This window comes from Micromonospora sp. NPDC004704 (assembly GCF_053601675.1).
The window spans coordinates 270,530-285,045 of record NZ_JBSGCD010000005.1; the positions used below are offsets into that span (position 1 = coordinate 270,530).

13 protein-coding genes are annotated in these 14,516 nt (G+C 70.3%); 11 read left to right on the top strand and 2 right to left on the bottom strand.

Going from position 1 to position 14,516, the window contains the following annotated elements:
• Window positions 1-90: 90 nt before the first annotated feature.
• The 6 genes from panC (at window position 91) to ACWEFB_RS09455 (ending at window position 5,910) form a co-directional block, all read left to right on the top strand.
• Complete coding sequence (gene panC / locus ACWEFB_RS09430) at window positions 91-987, top strand: pantoate--beta-alanine ligase (RefSeq protein WP_452283862.1); 897 nt, start codon at window positions 91-93, stop codon at window positions 985-987.
• Window positions 987-1,415, top strand: coding sequence for an aspartate 1-decarboxylase (gene panD / locus ACWEFB_RS09435; protein WP_452283864.1), 429 nt, complete (start codon window positions 987-989; stop codon window positions 1,413-1,415). The genes panC and panD overlap by 1 nt, the downstream gene beginning before the upstream one ends.
• A gap of 119 nt (window positions 1,416-1,534) precedes the next feature.
• Complete coding sequence (locus ACWEFB_RS09440) at window positions 1,535-2,446, top strand: septum formation family protein (protein ID WP_452283866.1); 912 nt, start codon at window positions 1,535-1,537, stop codon at window positions 2,444-2,446.
• Between the two features lie 84 nt (window positions 2,447-2,530).
• Window positions 2,531-4,216 carry an L-aspartate oxidase gene (locus ACWEFB_RS09445; protein WP_452283869.1) on the top strand — a complete coding sequence of 562 codons (1,686 nt, stop codon included), beginning with the start codon at window positions 2,531-2,533 and terminating at the stop codon, window positions 4,214-4,216.
• On the top strand, window positions 4,213-5,148 hold the full coding sequence (gene nadC / locus ACWEFB_RS09450) for a carboxylating nicotinate-nucleotide diphosphorylase (protein WP_452283871.1): 936 nt from the start codon (window positions 4,213-4,215) through the stop codon (window positions 5,146-5,148). Before ACWEFB_RS09445 ends, nadC begins: the two co-directional genes overlap by 4 nt.
• Before the next feature lie 3 nt (window positions 5,149-5,151).
• Window positions 5,152-5,910 carry a type III pantothenate kinase gene (locus ACWEFB_RS09455; protein ID WP_326562178.1) on the top strand — a complete coding sequence of 253 codons (759 nt, stop codon included), beginning with the start codon at window positions 5,152-5,154 and terminating at the stop codon, window positions 5,908-5,910.
• A gap of 10 nt (window positions 5,911-5,920) precedes the next feature.
• Here ACWEFB_RS09455 and ACWEFB_RS09460 read toward each other — a convergent pair whose 3' ends face one another.
• Window positions 5,921-6,664 (bottom strand): class I SAM-dependent methyltransferase, encoded by a 744-nt coding sequence (locus ACWEFB_RS09460; protein WP_452283873.1) that lies wholly within the window; start codon window positions 6,662-6,664, stop codon window positions 5,921-5,923.
• A 152-nt stretch (window positions 6,665-6,816) separates the two neighbouring features.
• Between ACWEFB_RS09460 and lysS the strand changes: the two genes are divergently transcribed.
• The 3 genes from lysS to ACWEFB_RS09475 all read left to right on the top strand — a co-directional run bounded on the left by lysS (window position 6,817) and on the right by ACWEFB_RS09475 (window position 12,029).
• Window positions 6,817-8,271, top strand: coding sequence for a lysine--tRNA ligase (gene lysS, locus ACWEFB_RS09465; protein ID WP_452284066.1), 1,455 nt, complete (start codon window positions 6,817-6,819; stop codon window positions 8,269-8,271).
• A 108-nt stretch (window positions 8,272-8,379) separates the two neighbouring features.
• Window positions 8,380-8,730, top strand: a complete 351-nt coding sequence (locus ACWEFB_RS09470) for a histone-like nucleoid-structuring protein Lsr2 (RefSeq protein ID WP_326562180.1) — start codon at window positions 8,380-8,382, stop codon at window positions 8,728-8,730.
• Between the two features lie 767 nt (window positions 8,731-9,497).
• Complete coding sequence (locus ACWEFB_RS09475) at window positions 9,498-12,029, top strand: ATP-dependent Clp protease ATP-binding subunit (protein ID WP_326562181.1); 2,532 nt, start codon at window positions 9,498-9,500, stop codon at window positions 12,027-12,029.
• Between the two features lie 160 nt (window positions 12,030-12,189).
• On the opposite strand, the gene ACWEFB_RS09480 is transcribed toward ACWEFB_RS09475, so the two are convergent.
• Complete coding sequence (locus ACWEFB_RS09480; RefSeq protein WP_452283876.1) at window positions 12,190-13,110, bottom strand: A/G-specific adenine glycosylase; 921 nt, start codon at window positions 13,108-13,110, stop codon at window positions 12,190-12,192.
• 138 nt (window positions 13,111-13,248) lie between these two features.
• Between ACWEFB_RS09480 and ACWEFB_RS09485 the strand changes: the two genes are divergently transcribed.
• Entirely contained in the window at window positions 13,249-13,761 is a 513-nt protein-coding gene (locus tag ACWEFB_RS09485) for a glycine cleavage system protein R (RefSeq protein ID WP_326562183.1), read from the top strand.
• Between the two features lie 119 nt (window positions 13,762-13,880).
• The gene (locus ACWEFB_RS09490) at window positions 13,881-14,429 is read left to right on the top strand and encodes a peptide deformylase (RefSeq protein ID WP_452284068.1); all 549 of its coding nucleotides are present in this window, start codon (window positions 13,881-13,883) and stop codon (window positions 14,427-14,429) included.
• The last annotated feature ends 87 nt before the right edge of the window (window positions 14,430-14,516 follow it).

Below are 14,516 nucleotides of genomic sequence, written 5' to 3' on the forward strand. Positions count from 1 at the left end.
GGTTGACCTCGCCGCGCAGGGCAGCGTCGACGGGCAGGGCAGCGTCGGGAGCCGGGGAAGCGCCGGCGGGCAGGGAAGCGAGGAGCGGGCATGACCGAGGTGGTACGCACCCGGGCCGAGTTGGCGGCGGCGCGCGACGCGCTGCCGGGCACGGTCGCGGTGGTGATGACACTCGGCGCGCTGCACGCCGGGCACGTGGCGCTGCTGCACGCAGCCCGCGAGCGGGCCGACCACGTGGTGGTGACGATCTTCGTCAACCCGTTGCAGTTCGGGCCGACCGAGGACTTCGACAAGTATCCGCGTACCTTCGACGCCGACCTGGCGATCTGCGCGGCGGCCGGGGTGGAGCTGGTGTTCGCGCCGTCCCGCGAGGAGATGTACCCGACCGGGGCGCCGCTGGTCCGGGTCGACCCCGGACCGCTCGGCGGGGAACTGGAGGGCGCCAGCCGCCCCGGTTTCTTCCACGGGGTCCTCACCGTGGTCCTCAAGCTGCTCCAGGTGGTCCGGCCGGACTTCGCGTTCTTCGGCGAGAAGGACTACCAGCAGCTCACGCTGGTCCGCCGGATGGCGCTCGACCTGAACGTACCGGTGGAGATCGTCGGTGTGCCGACCGTCCGGGAACCGGATGGACTCGCCCTTTCCAGTCGTAACCGCTACCTGTCGGCGGACGAGCGGGTGACCGCGTTGAGCCTGTCCGCCGCCCTGCGCGCGGGCGCGGCGGCCGCGGCGGCCGGGCTCGGCCCCGACGCCGCGCTCGCCGCCGCCCACGAGGCATTCCAAGCCACCGGTACGCCGGGCGCGAAGCTCGACTACCTGGTCCTGACCGACCCCGACCTGGCTCCGGCCCCGTTCGTCGGCCCGGCCCGGATGGTGGTGGCCGCCTGGGTCGGCGGCACCCGCCTGATCGACAACCTGGCCGTCCGGCTCGCCGACCCGGCCACTGATTCGCTCGGCCACCCGGCCGTTGATCCGAAGGAAGAAATCTGATGTTCCGCACCATGCTCAAGTCGAAGATCCACCGCGCCACGGTGACCCAGGCCGACCTGCACTACGTCGGTTCGGTGACCATCGACGAGGAGCTGCTCGAAGCCGCCGACCTGCTGCCCGGGGAGAAGGTGGCCATTGTGGACGTCACGAACGGGGCGCGGCTGGAGACGTACACCATCCCCGGTGCCCGGGGCACGGGTGTGATCGGTATCAACGGTGCCGCCGCCCATCTGGTGAACCCCGGTGACCTGGTCATCATCATCGGGTACGGGCAGTTCGAGGACGCCGAGGCGCGGTCGTACCAGCCTCGGGTGGTGCACGTGGACGCGGACAACCGGGTGATAGAACTCGGTGCCGACCCGGCCGGGGTGGCCCCCGGTATGGCCGACGATCTGGTCCGGGGCGACCTGGTGGCGGACGCCGGGTGAGCACACCGGGCTGATGGGTCGAGCACGATCGACCACTTCGCCGAGGCGACGCAACGGCACCGGACGGCTACGCTATGACTCAGCCGTCCATACTGGTGCCGCCCCGGGGGAGGGACGCGATGCGTCGTTGGTGGAGCGTCCCCGTCGCGGTGGGAGTGGCGGTCGTGCTGCTCAGCGGGTGCGGGACTTCGGCCGGGATCGACGGTTCGCTGATGGACGACTGGGCTCCGCTGGCGGAGGCGAAACCGTTCGTCCCGCCGGTCGGCACCTGCCATCCGGCCGACCCGGTCAAGGTCGCCCCGCTCTCGTCGTACGAGCCGGTCGACTGCACCGGGCCGCACCGGACCGAGACGGTGCACGTCGGCACCTTCGCCGGTGTTGCCGCCGGCCGGGAGGCGCCGCCGGTGGAGGGTTCGCCGGAGATTCGTACCGCCTTCGGCGAATGCGACGGGAAAGCGCGGGAATACGTCGGCAACGAATGGCGGGCCGGCCGCCTCCGGCTGGAGGTGGCCCTTCCCTCCCCGGTGGCCTGGACGGGTGGTGCGCGGTGGTTCCGGTGCGACATGGCGGAGGTGGCCAGGGTCGAGCCCACCAACGGCGTCGTCACCAGCCGGACGGCGAGCGTACGGGGTGCCCTGAAAACCCCGTCCCCGCTGGGTCTGACCTGCTACACGATCAATCGAGCGGCGAACCGGAGCATCACCGGGATGGTGGCCGTCGACTGCGCCAAGGCGCACAACAGCGAGTTCGTCGGGGTATGGAAGGCGCCCGAGATGAACTACCCGACCAAGGACCTCGACTGGGTCCCGATCTTCGGCGAGTGCCAGAAGTTGATGGCGACGCACATCGGGACGCCCAATGACGTCAACCTCGCGTTCCGCGCCGGTGTGGTTCCCCTGCCGCCCACCCGCGACGACTGGCAGGCAGGCAACCGGGGCATCCGCTGCTACCTGGACCTGTACGGCGACGGCACGGTCAACCGCCCGCTGCGGGGCGCCGGTCTCGCGGCGCTGCCCATCCCCACCAAGTAGCCGCATCGGCGACCCGATCGGATCCAGATCACCCTCGCCGCCCCCGGCGGTCGGGCCGCGCATCGAGCGGGGTTCACTGTGCTGATGCATGTGCCGACCCTGGATCTGCCGGTGTTGCCCACGCTGCTCGGCGCACCCGCACCGGGCTGGGTGGAGACCACCGACGTGGTGGTGATCGGGTCGGGTATCGCCGGGTTGACCGCCGCGCTCCAGTTGCGTGAGGCGGGTCTGCACGTCACCGTCGTGACGAAGGTCAACATCGATGACGGTTCCACCCGCTGGGCCCAGGGCGGCATCGCCGCCGTACTCGACCCGCTGGACACTCCCGCCGCGCACGCGTACGACACCGAGGTCGCCGGGGTCGGGCTCTGCGACCCGGAGGCGGTCCGGGTGCTGGTCGAGGAGGGCCCGGCCCGGCTGCGCGAACTGATCCGGATCGGCGCCGAGTTCGACCGCAACGCGGACGGGTCGCTGATGCTCACCCGCGAGGGCGGGCACCGGACCAACCGGATCGTCCACGCCGGTGGTGACGCCACCGGTGCGGAAGTGCAGCGCGCCCTGCACGACGCCGTCGGCCGGGACCCGTGGATCCGGCTGGTCGAGCACGCGCTGGTGCTGGATCTGCTGCGCGCACCCGGCTGGGGGGACGCACCGGGCCAGGCCTGCGGCATCACGCTGCACGTACTCGGTGAGGGCAGCGAGGACGGGGTCGGTGCGATCCTGGCCCGCGCGGTGGTCCTCGCCACCGGCGGAATGGGGCAGGTCTTCGCCGCCACCACCAATCCGGCGGTCTCCACCGGGGACGGTGTGGCGTTGGCGATCCGGGCCGGTGCCGCCGTCACCGACCTCGAGTTCGTCCAGTTCCACCCGACCGCCCTGATCAGCCCGGCCGACGCGACCAGTGTGCTCGGTGCCGCCCAGCAGCCGCTGGTCTCCGAGGCGTTGCGTGGCGAGGGGGCGTACCTGGTCGACGCGGACGGCAAGCGGTTCATGGTGGGTCAGCACGAGCTGGCCGAACTGGCCCCGCGCGACGTGGTGGCGAAGGGCATCCATCGGGTGCTGGTGGCCTCCGGGGAGGACCACGTCTACCTGGACGCCCGGCACCTCGGCGCGGAGTTCCTCAACCAGCGCTTCCCCACCATCGTCGCCTCCTGCCTGGCGATCGGGATCGACCCGGCGGTCGACCTGATCCCGGTCGCGCCGGCCGCGCACTACGCCTCCGGCGGTGTCCGTACGGACCTGCACGGCCGTACCTCGATCCCGGGCCTGTACGCCTGCGGCGAGGTCGCCTGCACGGGTGTGCACGGGGCGAACCGGTTGGCCAGCAACTCGTTGCTGGAGGGGCTGGTCTTCGCCCGGCGGATCGCCGACGACATCGCGCACAACCTGCCGCCGCAGGTGCAGCCGGCGCCGGGCGGGGCCTGGCAGGGCGGCACCGGCTGGGTGGTGCAGCCGGAGACCCGGACCACCCTGCAACGGGCGATGAGCCGGGGTGCCGGCGTACTCCGGTCGGCGGAGTCGTTGCGGGCGACCGCCGCCGAACTGACCGGGGTCGCCCTGAGCCGGGGTGCGCCCCGGACCGCGAGCTGGGAGGCGACGAACCTGGTCACCGTGGCGTCGGCACTGGTGACGGCGGCGTACGCCCGTCAGGAGACGCGGGGCTGCCACTGGCGGGAGGACTTCCCGACGGTGAGCGACGAGTGGCGGGGTCATCTGGTCGGTTCGATCGGACCGGCCGGCGAACTGGTGGACACCTGGGAGGCGCTGTGAGGACCGCTACCGAGGACGCGTTGCGTACGGCCGGACTGGATCCGGTGGTCGTGACCCGGATCGTGCAGACCGCGCTGGAGGAGGACCTCGGGCCGGACCGGGTCGACGTGACGAGCGTGGCGACGATTCCGGCCGGGCAGGTCGACACGGTGGACGTGGTGGCCCGCGCCGACGGGGTGGTGGCCGGGCTGGCCGTCGCGGCGGCGGTGTTCGAGCTGGTCGGTGACGAGGCGTCCGGCCGTACGGTCGAGGTGGTCGTGCATGCCCGCGACGGCGATCGGGTGGCCCGCGGCGACGTGCTGGCGACGGTGACCGGGCCGACCCGGGTCCTGCTGACCGCCGAGCGGACCGCGCTGAACCTGCTCACCCGGATGTCCGGGGTGGCGACCCACACGCGGGCCTGGGCGGACGCCCTGGTCGGGAGCAAGTCGACGGTGCTGGACACCCGCAAGACCACGCCGGGCCTGCGGGTGCTGGAGAAGTACGCGGTCCGGGCCGGCGGCGGCACGAACAAGCGGATGGGCCTGTACGACGTCGCGATGATCAAGGACAACCACAAGCTCGCGGCGGGCGGGATCGCCCCGGCATACCGGCGGGTCCGGGAGGTGTTCCCGGACGTCCCGATTCAGGTCGAGGTGACAGACGTCGCGGAGGCGGTCGAGGCGGTGGAGGCGGGGGCGAAGTTCCTGCTCTGCGACAACATGACCACCGGTCTGCTGGCCGAGGTGGTGGCGGTTGTCGGCGACCGGGCGGAACTGGAGGCGACCGGTGGGCTGACCCTCGACGTGGCGGCCGAGTACGCGGCGACCGGGGTCGACTACCTTTCGGTTGGGGCGCTGACCCACTCGTCGCCTATCTTGGACATCGCACTAGACCTCCGGCCGGCAGATCACGGCCGGGACGAGGGTACGGACCTGGAGCACCGGGGCTGACGAATGCTGCTCTGCATCGACATCGGTAACACCAACACCGTCCTGGCGACGTTCGACGGCGACAAACTGGTCCACTCGTGGCGGATCAAGACCGATGCCCGGTCGACCGCCGACGAGTTGGGCCTGAAGTTCCGTGGGCTGCTCGCCGGTGACGCGGTGGAGATCACCGGGGTGGCCGCCTGTTCGACCGTACCGGCGGCGCTGCGGTCGCTGCGCAGCATGCTGGGCCGCTACTACGCCGACGTACCGAGCGTGATCGTGGAGCCGGGGGTGAAGACCGGGGTCCAGCTGGCGATCGACAACCCCAAGGAGGTCGGTGCCGACCGGGTGGTGAACACCCTGGCCGCGTACACGATCTACGGGGGGCCGTCGATCGTGGTCGACTTCGGCACCACCACCAACTTCGACGTGATCAGCGGCCGGGGCGAGTTCCTCGGCGGTGCGTTCGCCCCCGGCATCGAGATCTCGTTCGACGCGCTCGCCGCCCGCGCCGCCCAGTTGCGCAAGGTCGAGCCGACCAAGCCGCGTTCGGTGATCGGCAAGAACACCGTCGAGTGCCTCCAAGCGGGGCTCTACTTCGGCTTCGCCGGGCAGGTGGACCGGATAGTCGAGCGGATGACCCAGGAGTTGGGCGAGGTACGGGCCGTGATCGCCACCGGTGGCCTGGCGCCGCTGGTCATCGGTGAGTGCGCCACCATCACCCACCACGAGCCGATGATCACCCTGATCGGCCTGCGGATGGTCTACGAGCGCAATCTCTGACCCGCCCGGGTCAGCGGCGGCGGGCCCGGTAGACGGTGGTCCGGTAGGGCAGGTCGAAGGTGTCCCGTCCGGCCAGGTCGGGGTGGTGCAGGGCCAGGTCGCGTACGGCCGTTTCCAGGTCGTGTTGCCGCTGCTCGGAGGCGGTCAGATAGTAGGACCGGGTGCCGACCAGCCCGACCAGGGTGTCGGCGGTGTGCTCGGTGCCGTGGTGGAACTCGGCCCGTTCCAGCGGCTCGAAGTCGTCGCCGAACGTGGTCAGGTCGGGTGCGGTGTCCACGCTCGTCCGGCCGGCGAAGTCGGCCAGCAGCCGGCTGAGCGCGGCCACCCAGGCCACCGACTCGTCCCGGCTGTTCCAGATCGGCGCGAAACGTCCGCCAGGGCGGAGCACCCGGGCGGCCTCGGCGTGCGCCCGGTCGCGGTCGAACCAGTGGTACGCCTGCCCGGTCACGATCGCGTCGGCGTCGCCGTCCGGCAGCGGCATCGACTCGGCGCTGCCGGCCAGCGCCGTCGTGCCCGGGGTGGCGACCGCCAGTTGGGCCCGCATCCCCCCGTCCGGTTCGACGGGTACGACCCGGTGCCCGAGCCCGAGCAGTTGCCGGGTCAGGATGCCGGTCCCGGCGGCGAGGTCCACCACCCGGACCGGGGCGGGAGCGTCCACCGCCCAGGCGAGTGCGTCCACCGGGTACGTCGGCCGGAAGCGGTCGTAGGTCTCCGCGGCCGCCCCGAACGACAGCGCCTGGTCAAGATCAGCCATGGTCCGATGCTATCCCCGGGTTATCCGCTGCCCGGTCGGAAGGCACTTGAGTAGGCTCGGGGAATTCTGCCGAACTCACTGTCCTGAGGAAGCCTGCCGTGACCGAGCACATCCCCGCCCCCGCCGAACCCGTGGACGACCTTCCGGAGCAGATGCGGGTACGGCGGGAGAAGCGGGACCGCCTGCTCGCCGACGGCGTCGAGCCGTACCCGGTGGGTTATCCGCGTACCGCGACCCTGGCCGAGGTCCGCGCCGGGTACGTCGACCTGCCCACCGACACCCAGACCGGGGACACGGTCGCGGTGACCGGTCGGGTGATCTTCATCAGGAACAGCGGCAAGCTCTGCTTCGCCACCCTGCGCGACGGCGACGGGACCGAACTCCAGGCGATGATCTCGCTCGACCGGGTCGGTGCGGAGCGGCTGGAGGAGTGGAAGCGTCAGGTCGACCTCGGTGACCACGTGGGGGTGACCGGTGAGGTGATCACCAGCCGGCGTGGCGAGTTGTCGGTGCTCGCCGGCTCGTGGATGATCACCGCCAAGGCCCTGCGACCGCTTCCGGTGGCGCACAAGCCACTCAGCGAGGAGGCGCGGGTCCGGCAGCGTTATGTCGACCTGATCGTCCGGCCGCAGGCCCGCGACACCGTTCGTACCAGGGCGACCGCCGTACGGAGCCTGCGCGATTCTCTGCATGCCCGGAGTTTCGTCGAGGTCGAAACCCCGATGCTCCAGTTGCTGCACGGCGGTGCCAGCGCCCGGCCATTCGTGACGCACAGCAATGCACTCAGCACCGACCTGTACCTGCGAATCGCCCCGGAGCTTTATCTGAAGCGTGCCGTGGTGGGCGGGATCGACCGGGTCTTCGAGATCAACCGTAACTTCCGTAATGAGGGCATCGACTCCTCGCACTCTCCCGAGTTCGCGATGCTCGAGATGTACGAGGCTTACGGCGACTACGACACTATGGCCAAGCTCACCCGGGAACTGGTGCAGGAGGCGGCGTACGCGGTGGGCGGCTCGCACGTCGTGACGCACGCCGACGGGACCGAGTTGGACCTGAGCGGCCAGTGGCGTACGACGACGCTCTTCGGCTCGCTTTCGGAGGCGCTCGGCGAGGAGGTGACGGTCTCCACCGATCGGGCACAGCTCGTGCGGTACGCCGAAAAGGTCGGCCTGGGGGTCGATCCGAAGTGGGTGCCGGGCAAGCTCGCCGAGGAGCTGTTCGAGGAGCTGGTGGTGCCCGGACTGCGTGAGCCGACGTTCGTACGGGACTACCCCGAGGACACCAGCCCGCTCGTCCGCGCCCACCGTGAGCAGCCAGGACTCACCGAAAAATGGGACCTGTACGCGCTCGGATTCGAACTCGGCACCGGCTACTCGGAACTGGTCGACCCCGTGGTGCAGCGGGCCCGCCTGCTCGCCCAGGCGCAACTCGCGGCGAAGGGCGACGATGAGGCAATGCGCCTGGACGAGGACTTCCTGCGCGCCTTGGAGTACGGAATGCCGCCCTCCGGCGGCGTCGGAATGGGAATCGACCGGCTGCTGATGACCCTCACCGGCCTCGGAATTCGGGAAACCATCCTCTTCCCCTTGATCCGCGCGGAGTAGTCACGTAAGTCCTGTTGAGTAATTTCCGGGTCCTATTGACGCAACGAGCGCGTTGCGGGCTATTGTGCTCTTGTTTGCGGAACACCCTGCTCGAGAGGATTACGGCACGTGGCCAAGCAGATCATTCACAAGCTTGTCGATGACCTTGACGGCGGCGACGCGGACGAGACTGTCAAGTTCTCGCTCGACGGCGTTCAGTACGAGATCGACCTGTCGAAGAAGAACGCCGGGAAATTGCGGGACCTATTTGCGCCGTACGTCGCGTCCGGCTCGAAGGTCGGTCGTGGTGGCGTTGTCGTCGGTGGCCGGGCTGCCCGCGGTCGTGGTGGCGCCACCGCGGACCGGGAGCAGAACAAGGCGATCCGGGCCTGGGCCAAAAAGGAAGGCCGGGACATCTCCGACCGCGGGCGCATCCCGCAGGAGATCGTCGACGAGTACCACGCCAAGGCCGGCCGCTGAGGCTACGGTCTGACCGGCTCCCCGCGCCGGGTCCGGAGCGAATGCGACGCTTCTGGCCCGGCGCTGGACTTTTTCCCCCAGCATCCCATATGAGCGATTTGCGGCATCACCAGGAACACGCCCCCCTGCGCCCCTCACCATCACCGAGACCCCACCCGCCCCACCTGCTGCACCCCCCACCCCACCCCCACGCCACCCCCACGCAAAAGCAGCGCGGCGATCTTGCAGTTGTGGCTGTTCACAAATCCCATCAAGGCCACGATTCGGGCGCCACAACTGCAAGATCGTCTACGTCGCGGGTGGGGACGGGGTGGGGGGGGGGTGGGGGGCGGGGGTCGCTTGGCCGGGACCGGGGGGCTTGTCCATGTGTGGTCTCCGGGTGCTCGCCGTGTGACGGGCGGAGATCTCCCATCCGGCGCCCGGAGGGTCCGGAAAGATCTGCGGTCGTCGGGAACGAACCGGGCGGCGCCGACGTTGTCCACAGGCAGTGGAAGAGTTATCCACAAGCTGTGGATGGACTCGGGACTGCCTGTGGACGTCAGACCGCCCCGCTGGATTTCGCTCTACGCGTAGAGCCGGGGGCCGGGGAACACGCTCTGAGCGCGGGCAGTTGGGAAAAAACGTCGCGGACGTGGCGCATTCCAGCAACACACGACCTCAGAAGAGTCGGTTCGCGGCGATAGAGTGATGGCACGGGTGTCACCTGGACGCCCGGGCGCTGGCCCCGCCAAGATCAATGGCGCACGGCACGTGAGGAGCACGAGGGCATGTTCGAGCGGTTCACCGACCGAGCGCGGCGGGTTGTCGTCCTGGCTCAAGAAGAAGCCCGGATGCTCAACCACAACTACATCGGTACGGAACACATCCTGTTGGGTCTCATCCACGAGGGCGAAGGCGTCGCCGCAAAGGCTCTGGAGAGCCTGGGCATCTCCCTGGAGGGCGTCCGCCAGCAGGTCGAGGAAATCATCGGCCAGGGTCAGCAGGCGCCGAGTGGGCACATCCCGTTCACGCCGCGGGCCAAGAAGGTGCTGGAGCTGTCTCTGCGCGAAGCGCTGCAGCTCGGCCACAACTACATCGGTACGGAGCACATCCTGCTCGGTCTGATCCGTGAGGGTGAGGGCGTCGCCGCCCAGGTGCTGGTCAAGCTCGGCGCCGACCTGAACCGGGTCCGCCAGCAGGTGATCCAGCTCCTCTCCGGCTACCAGGGCAAGGAGCCGGCCGCGGCCGGAGCCGCGCCGGGTGAGGCCGCGCCGTCCACCAGCCTCGTGCTGGACCAGTTCGGCCGGAACCTGACCCAGGCCGCCCGCGAGGGCAAGCTCGACCCGGTCATCGGGCGCGAGAAGGAAATCGAGCGGGTGATGCAGGTGCTCTCCCGCCGTACCAAGAACAACCCCGTCCTGATCGGCGAGCCCGGGGTCGGTAAGACCGCGGTCGTCGAGGGGCTGTCCCAGCGGATCATCAAGGGCGAGGTGCCGGAGACGCTCAAGGACAAGCAGCTCTACACGCTTGACCTGGGTGCCCTGGTGGCCGGCTCGCGCTACCGCGGTGACTTCGAGGAGCGCCTCAAAAAGGTGCTCAAGGAGATCCGCACCCGCGGGGACATCATCCTGTTCATCGACGAGATCCACACTCTGGTCGGCGCTGGCGCCGCCGAGGGCGCGATCGACGCGGCAAGCATCCTCAAGCCGATGCTGGCCCGTGGCGAGCTGCAGACCATCGGTGCCACCACGCTCGACGAATATCGCAAGCACCTGGAGAAGGACGCCGCGCTCGAGCGCCGGTTCCAGCCGATCCAGGTGGGTGAGCCGTCGCTTGCCCACACCATCGAGATCCTCAAGGGTCTGCGTGACCGGTACGAGGCCCACCACCGGGTGAGCATCACCGACGCCGCGTTGGTCGCGGCGGCCACGCTGGCCGACCGGTACATCTCCGACCGCTTCCTGCCGGACAAGGCGATCGACCTGATCGACGAGGCCGGGGCCCGGATGCGCATCCGCCGGATGACCGCGCCGCCAGACCTGCGCGACTTCGACGAGCGGATCGCCCAGGTACGTCGGGACAAGGAATCCGCCATCGACGCGCAGGACTTCGAGCGCGCCGCGCAGCTGCGGGACAAGGAAAAGCAGCTGCTCGGCCAGAAGGCCCAGCGGGAGAAGGAGTGGAAGGCCGGCGACCTCGACGTCGTGTCCGAGGTCGACGACGAGCAGATCGCCGAGGTGTTGGCGAACTGGACCGGTATCCCGGTCTACAAGCTGACCGAGGAGGAGACCTCCCGGCTGCTCCGCATGGAGGACGAGCTGCACAAGCGGGTCGTCGGCCAGGAGGACGCGGTCAAGGCGGTGTCCAAGGCGATCCGGCGGACCCGGGCCGGCCTGAAGGACCCGAAGCGGCCCTCCGGCTCGTTCATCTTCGCCGGCCCGTCGGGTGTGGGTAAGACCGAGCTGTCCAAGGCGCTCGCCGAGTTCCTCTTCGGCAGCGAGGACGCCCTCATCCAGCTGGACATGTCGGAGTTCCACGACCGTTACACGGTGTCCCGGCTCGTCGGTGCGCCCCCCGGATACGTCGGTTACGACGAGGGTGGCCAGCTGACCGAGAAGGTGCGTCGGCGGCCGTTCTCGGTGGTTCTCTTCGACGAGATCGAGAAGGCCCACCCGGACGTGTTCAACACGCTCCTCCAGATCCTGGAGGACGGTCGGCTCACCGATGGCCAGGGCCGGATCGTGGACTTCAAGAACACGGTCATCATCCTGACCACCAACCTGGGTACGCGGGACGTCGCCAAGGCGGTGTCGCTGGGCTTCCAGGCCTCTGAGGATTCCGAGTCGAACTACGAGCGGATGAAGCAGAAGGTCAACGACGAGCTCAAGCAGCACTTCCGGCCGGAGTTCCTCAACCGGATCGACGACACGATCGTGTTCCACCAGCTCAACCAGAACGAGATCCTGCACATCGTCGACATCATGATCCAGCGGATCGAAACTCAGCTCCGCAACAAGGACATGGGGCTCGAGCTCACCGACAACGCCAAGAAGTACCTGGCGAAGAAGGGGTTCGACCCGGTGCTGGGCGCCCGGCCGCTACGCCGGACCATCCAGCGCGACATCGAGGACAACCTGTCCGAGCGGATCCTGTTCAACGAGCTGACCCCCGGTCAGATCGTGGTGGTGGACTGCGAGGGCGACCCGGAGAACATCGACAAGTCCAAGCTGGTCTTCCGCGGTGCGGAGAAGCCGGTGCCGGTGCCCGACGCGGTGCCCGCCGACCTCGGCAACACGGCCCCGGCCGGCGCGGACGAGTAAGCACCACAGCATCACCAGAGCGGCCCCGGACAGCGGCGAAAGCCCGGTCCGGGGCCGCTCTGCGTCAGCCACCCCGCGCTGCCTGTCCGGGCCAGGTCCCGCCTTTGGCGCGGTCCCACGGAGGGCCCGACGGGCAAGAGCCCGGTCCTGACTCCGCAGGCTAGGTGTTCTGTTCGCTCAGGTCGGGCACCAGGTCGGCCGTCGGGTGGCCGGGGAGGGCGTAGGTGGCGTGCGGGAGAGCGGCCACCAGGCCGTCTTCGACCAGGGTGCTCAGGGCGCGGACGCGCTGGGCGTCGTCGGCCCAGACGAGGTCGAGTTGGGCGATCGGGACGGGGGCGGTCGCGTCCCGCAGGACAGCCAGGAGCAGGCCGCGTACCTGGCGGTCGGTGCCGGCGTAGCCCTGTGGGCGACGGGACGGGCCGGTCGGCGGCAGGGCGCCCGAGGCCAGCCAGGCGCAGCGGTCCGCGAGCGGGCAGTCCACGCACAGGGGCGCGCGGGCGGTGCAGACCAATGCTCCCAGCTCCATGAACGCGGCGCTGGCCCGAGCCGCCCTGGCCGGCTCCACCGGAAGCAGTTCCGCGGTGGCGACCAGGTCGGACGGGCGGGTTGCCGGACCGGCGTCGGCCGCGCCGGCCACCGCCCGAGCCACCAGCCGCCGTACGTTCGTGTCCACCACCGGGTGCCGCTGCCCGTACGCGAACGCGAGCACCGCCCGTGCGGTGTAGTCGCCGACACCGGGCAGGGCGAGCAGGGCGGTCAGATCGGTCGGGACCGCGCCACCGTGCCGCTCCACCAGCGCCACCGCGCAGTCCCGCAGCCGCAGCGCCCGACGGGGGTAGCCGAGCCGCCCCCACATCCTGATCGCCTCGCCGGGTGGATCCGCGGCCAGTTCGGCCGGCCCCGGCCAGCGGGCCAGCCACGCCCGCCAGGCGGGCAGGACGCGTACCACCGGGGTCTGCTGGAGCATGACCTCGCTGACCAGCACCGCCCAGGCGGTCACGCCGGGCTCCCGCCACGGCAGGTCGCGGGCGTTCTTGTCGTACCACCGGATGGTCACGGTGGCGAGCGTTGGTTCGGACATCGCGCCCGATCCTGTCATGGCCGTCGGGGGTGCGACAGCGGGCCGGTACGCGCCCGGGCCGTCGGGCACCGTCCCGCAGCGTGGACGGGCGGGCCGGGCGGGGGCGGGAGACGGGCGCCGATCGGGCAGAATGCCCGGATGAGTCAGCTCGCGATCACCGTCATCGGTCATGACCGGCCCGGCATCGTGGCCGACGTGGCGGAGCTGCTCGCCCGGCTCGGCGCCAACCTGACCGACTCCACCATGACCCGGTTGCGCGGGCACTTCGCGATGACGCTGATCTGCGTCGGCCCGACCGCCGACGAGGTCGAGGCCGCGCTCGTCCCGCTGCGCGCGGACGGTCAACTGCTCGCCACCGTACGGTCAGTGCAGGCGGACGGGGAGCAGCCGCCGACCGGAGAGCCGTACGTGCTCGCGGTCCACGGCGCCGACCGCCTCGGCATCGTCGCCACGGTGACCCGGGTGCTGGCCGAGTACGGCGGCAACGTCACCGACCTCACCACCCGGCTCACCGGGCCGCTCTATCTGATTGTGGCCGAGGTCGACCTGCCGCCCGGCACGGCGGGCCCGCTGGCCGACCGGTTGACCGAGGTGGCCGCCGGCCTGGACGTCGAGGTGACGCTACGGCGAGCCGACTCGGACCTGCTGTGACCGCCGAGGACACCGGCAAGGTGACCGCGGAGGAAACCGCCGAGGAGACCGGCGCGGTGCCTGCCGGCGGTACGGCCCCGGCCGGGGGAAGTCCGGCGGCGGTCGTACAGGACGTCGGGCTGGCGGGTTGGACACCAGCGACGCTGACTGCGCTCGGTGTGGTGGGACGCGTGCTCCCCGTCGTCTGCGCGCCCGACCCGGTGCTGAGCCGGGCCGGTGCCGCCGTCGACCCGACCTCGGACGAGGTGGTGCAGCTCGCCGCCGACCTCATCGCCACCATGCGTGCCTCACCCGGGTGCGTCGGGCTGGCGGCGCCGCAGGTCGGCGTCGGGGCGCGGGTGTTCGCGGTCGACGTGACCGGCCACCCCAAGGCGGTGACCGTGCACGGCACCTTCGTGCTCTGCAACGCGACCGTGGCCGAGGCGAGTCGGTGGCGGCCGGGCCGGGAGGGCTGCATGTCGGTGCCGGACCTGACCGGTGACGTCAAACGGGCCAGCCGGCTCGTGGTGACCGGCGAACTGCCCGGTACGGGCGAACAGGTCCGGCTGGTGGCGGACGGCTTCGAGGCACGGGCGTTGCAGCACGAAATCGACCACTGTGCCGGTTTACTGTTTCTCGACCGGGTGGCCGGTGCGCACGCGGTGTACCAACGTAAGGTCTACCTGTGATCATGGGCGGATCGGCTTGGCCCACAGGGGATTCCGGGCTCTCGAACCGGCGATTCCGGCCCCGCGAACCCCGGCGCGTCGCCCGAG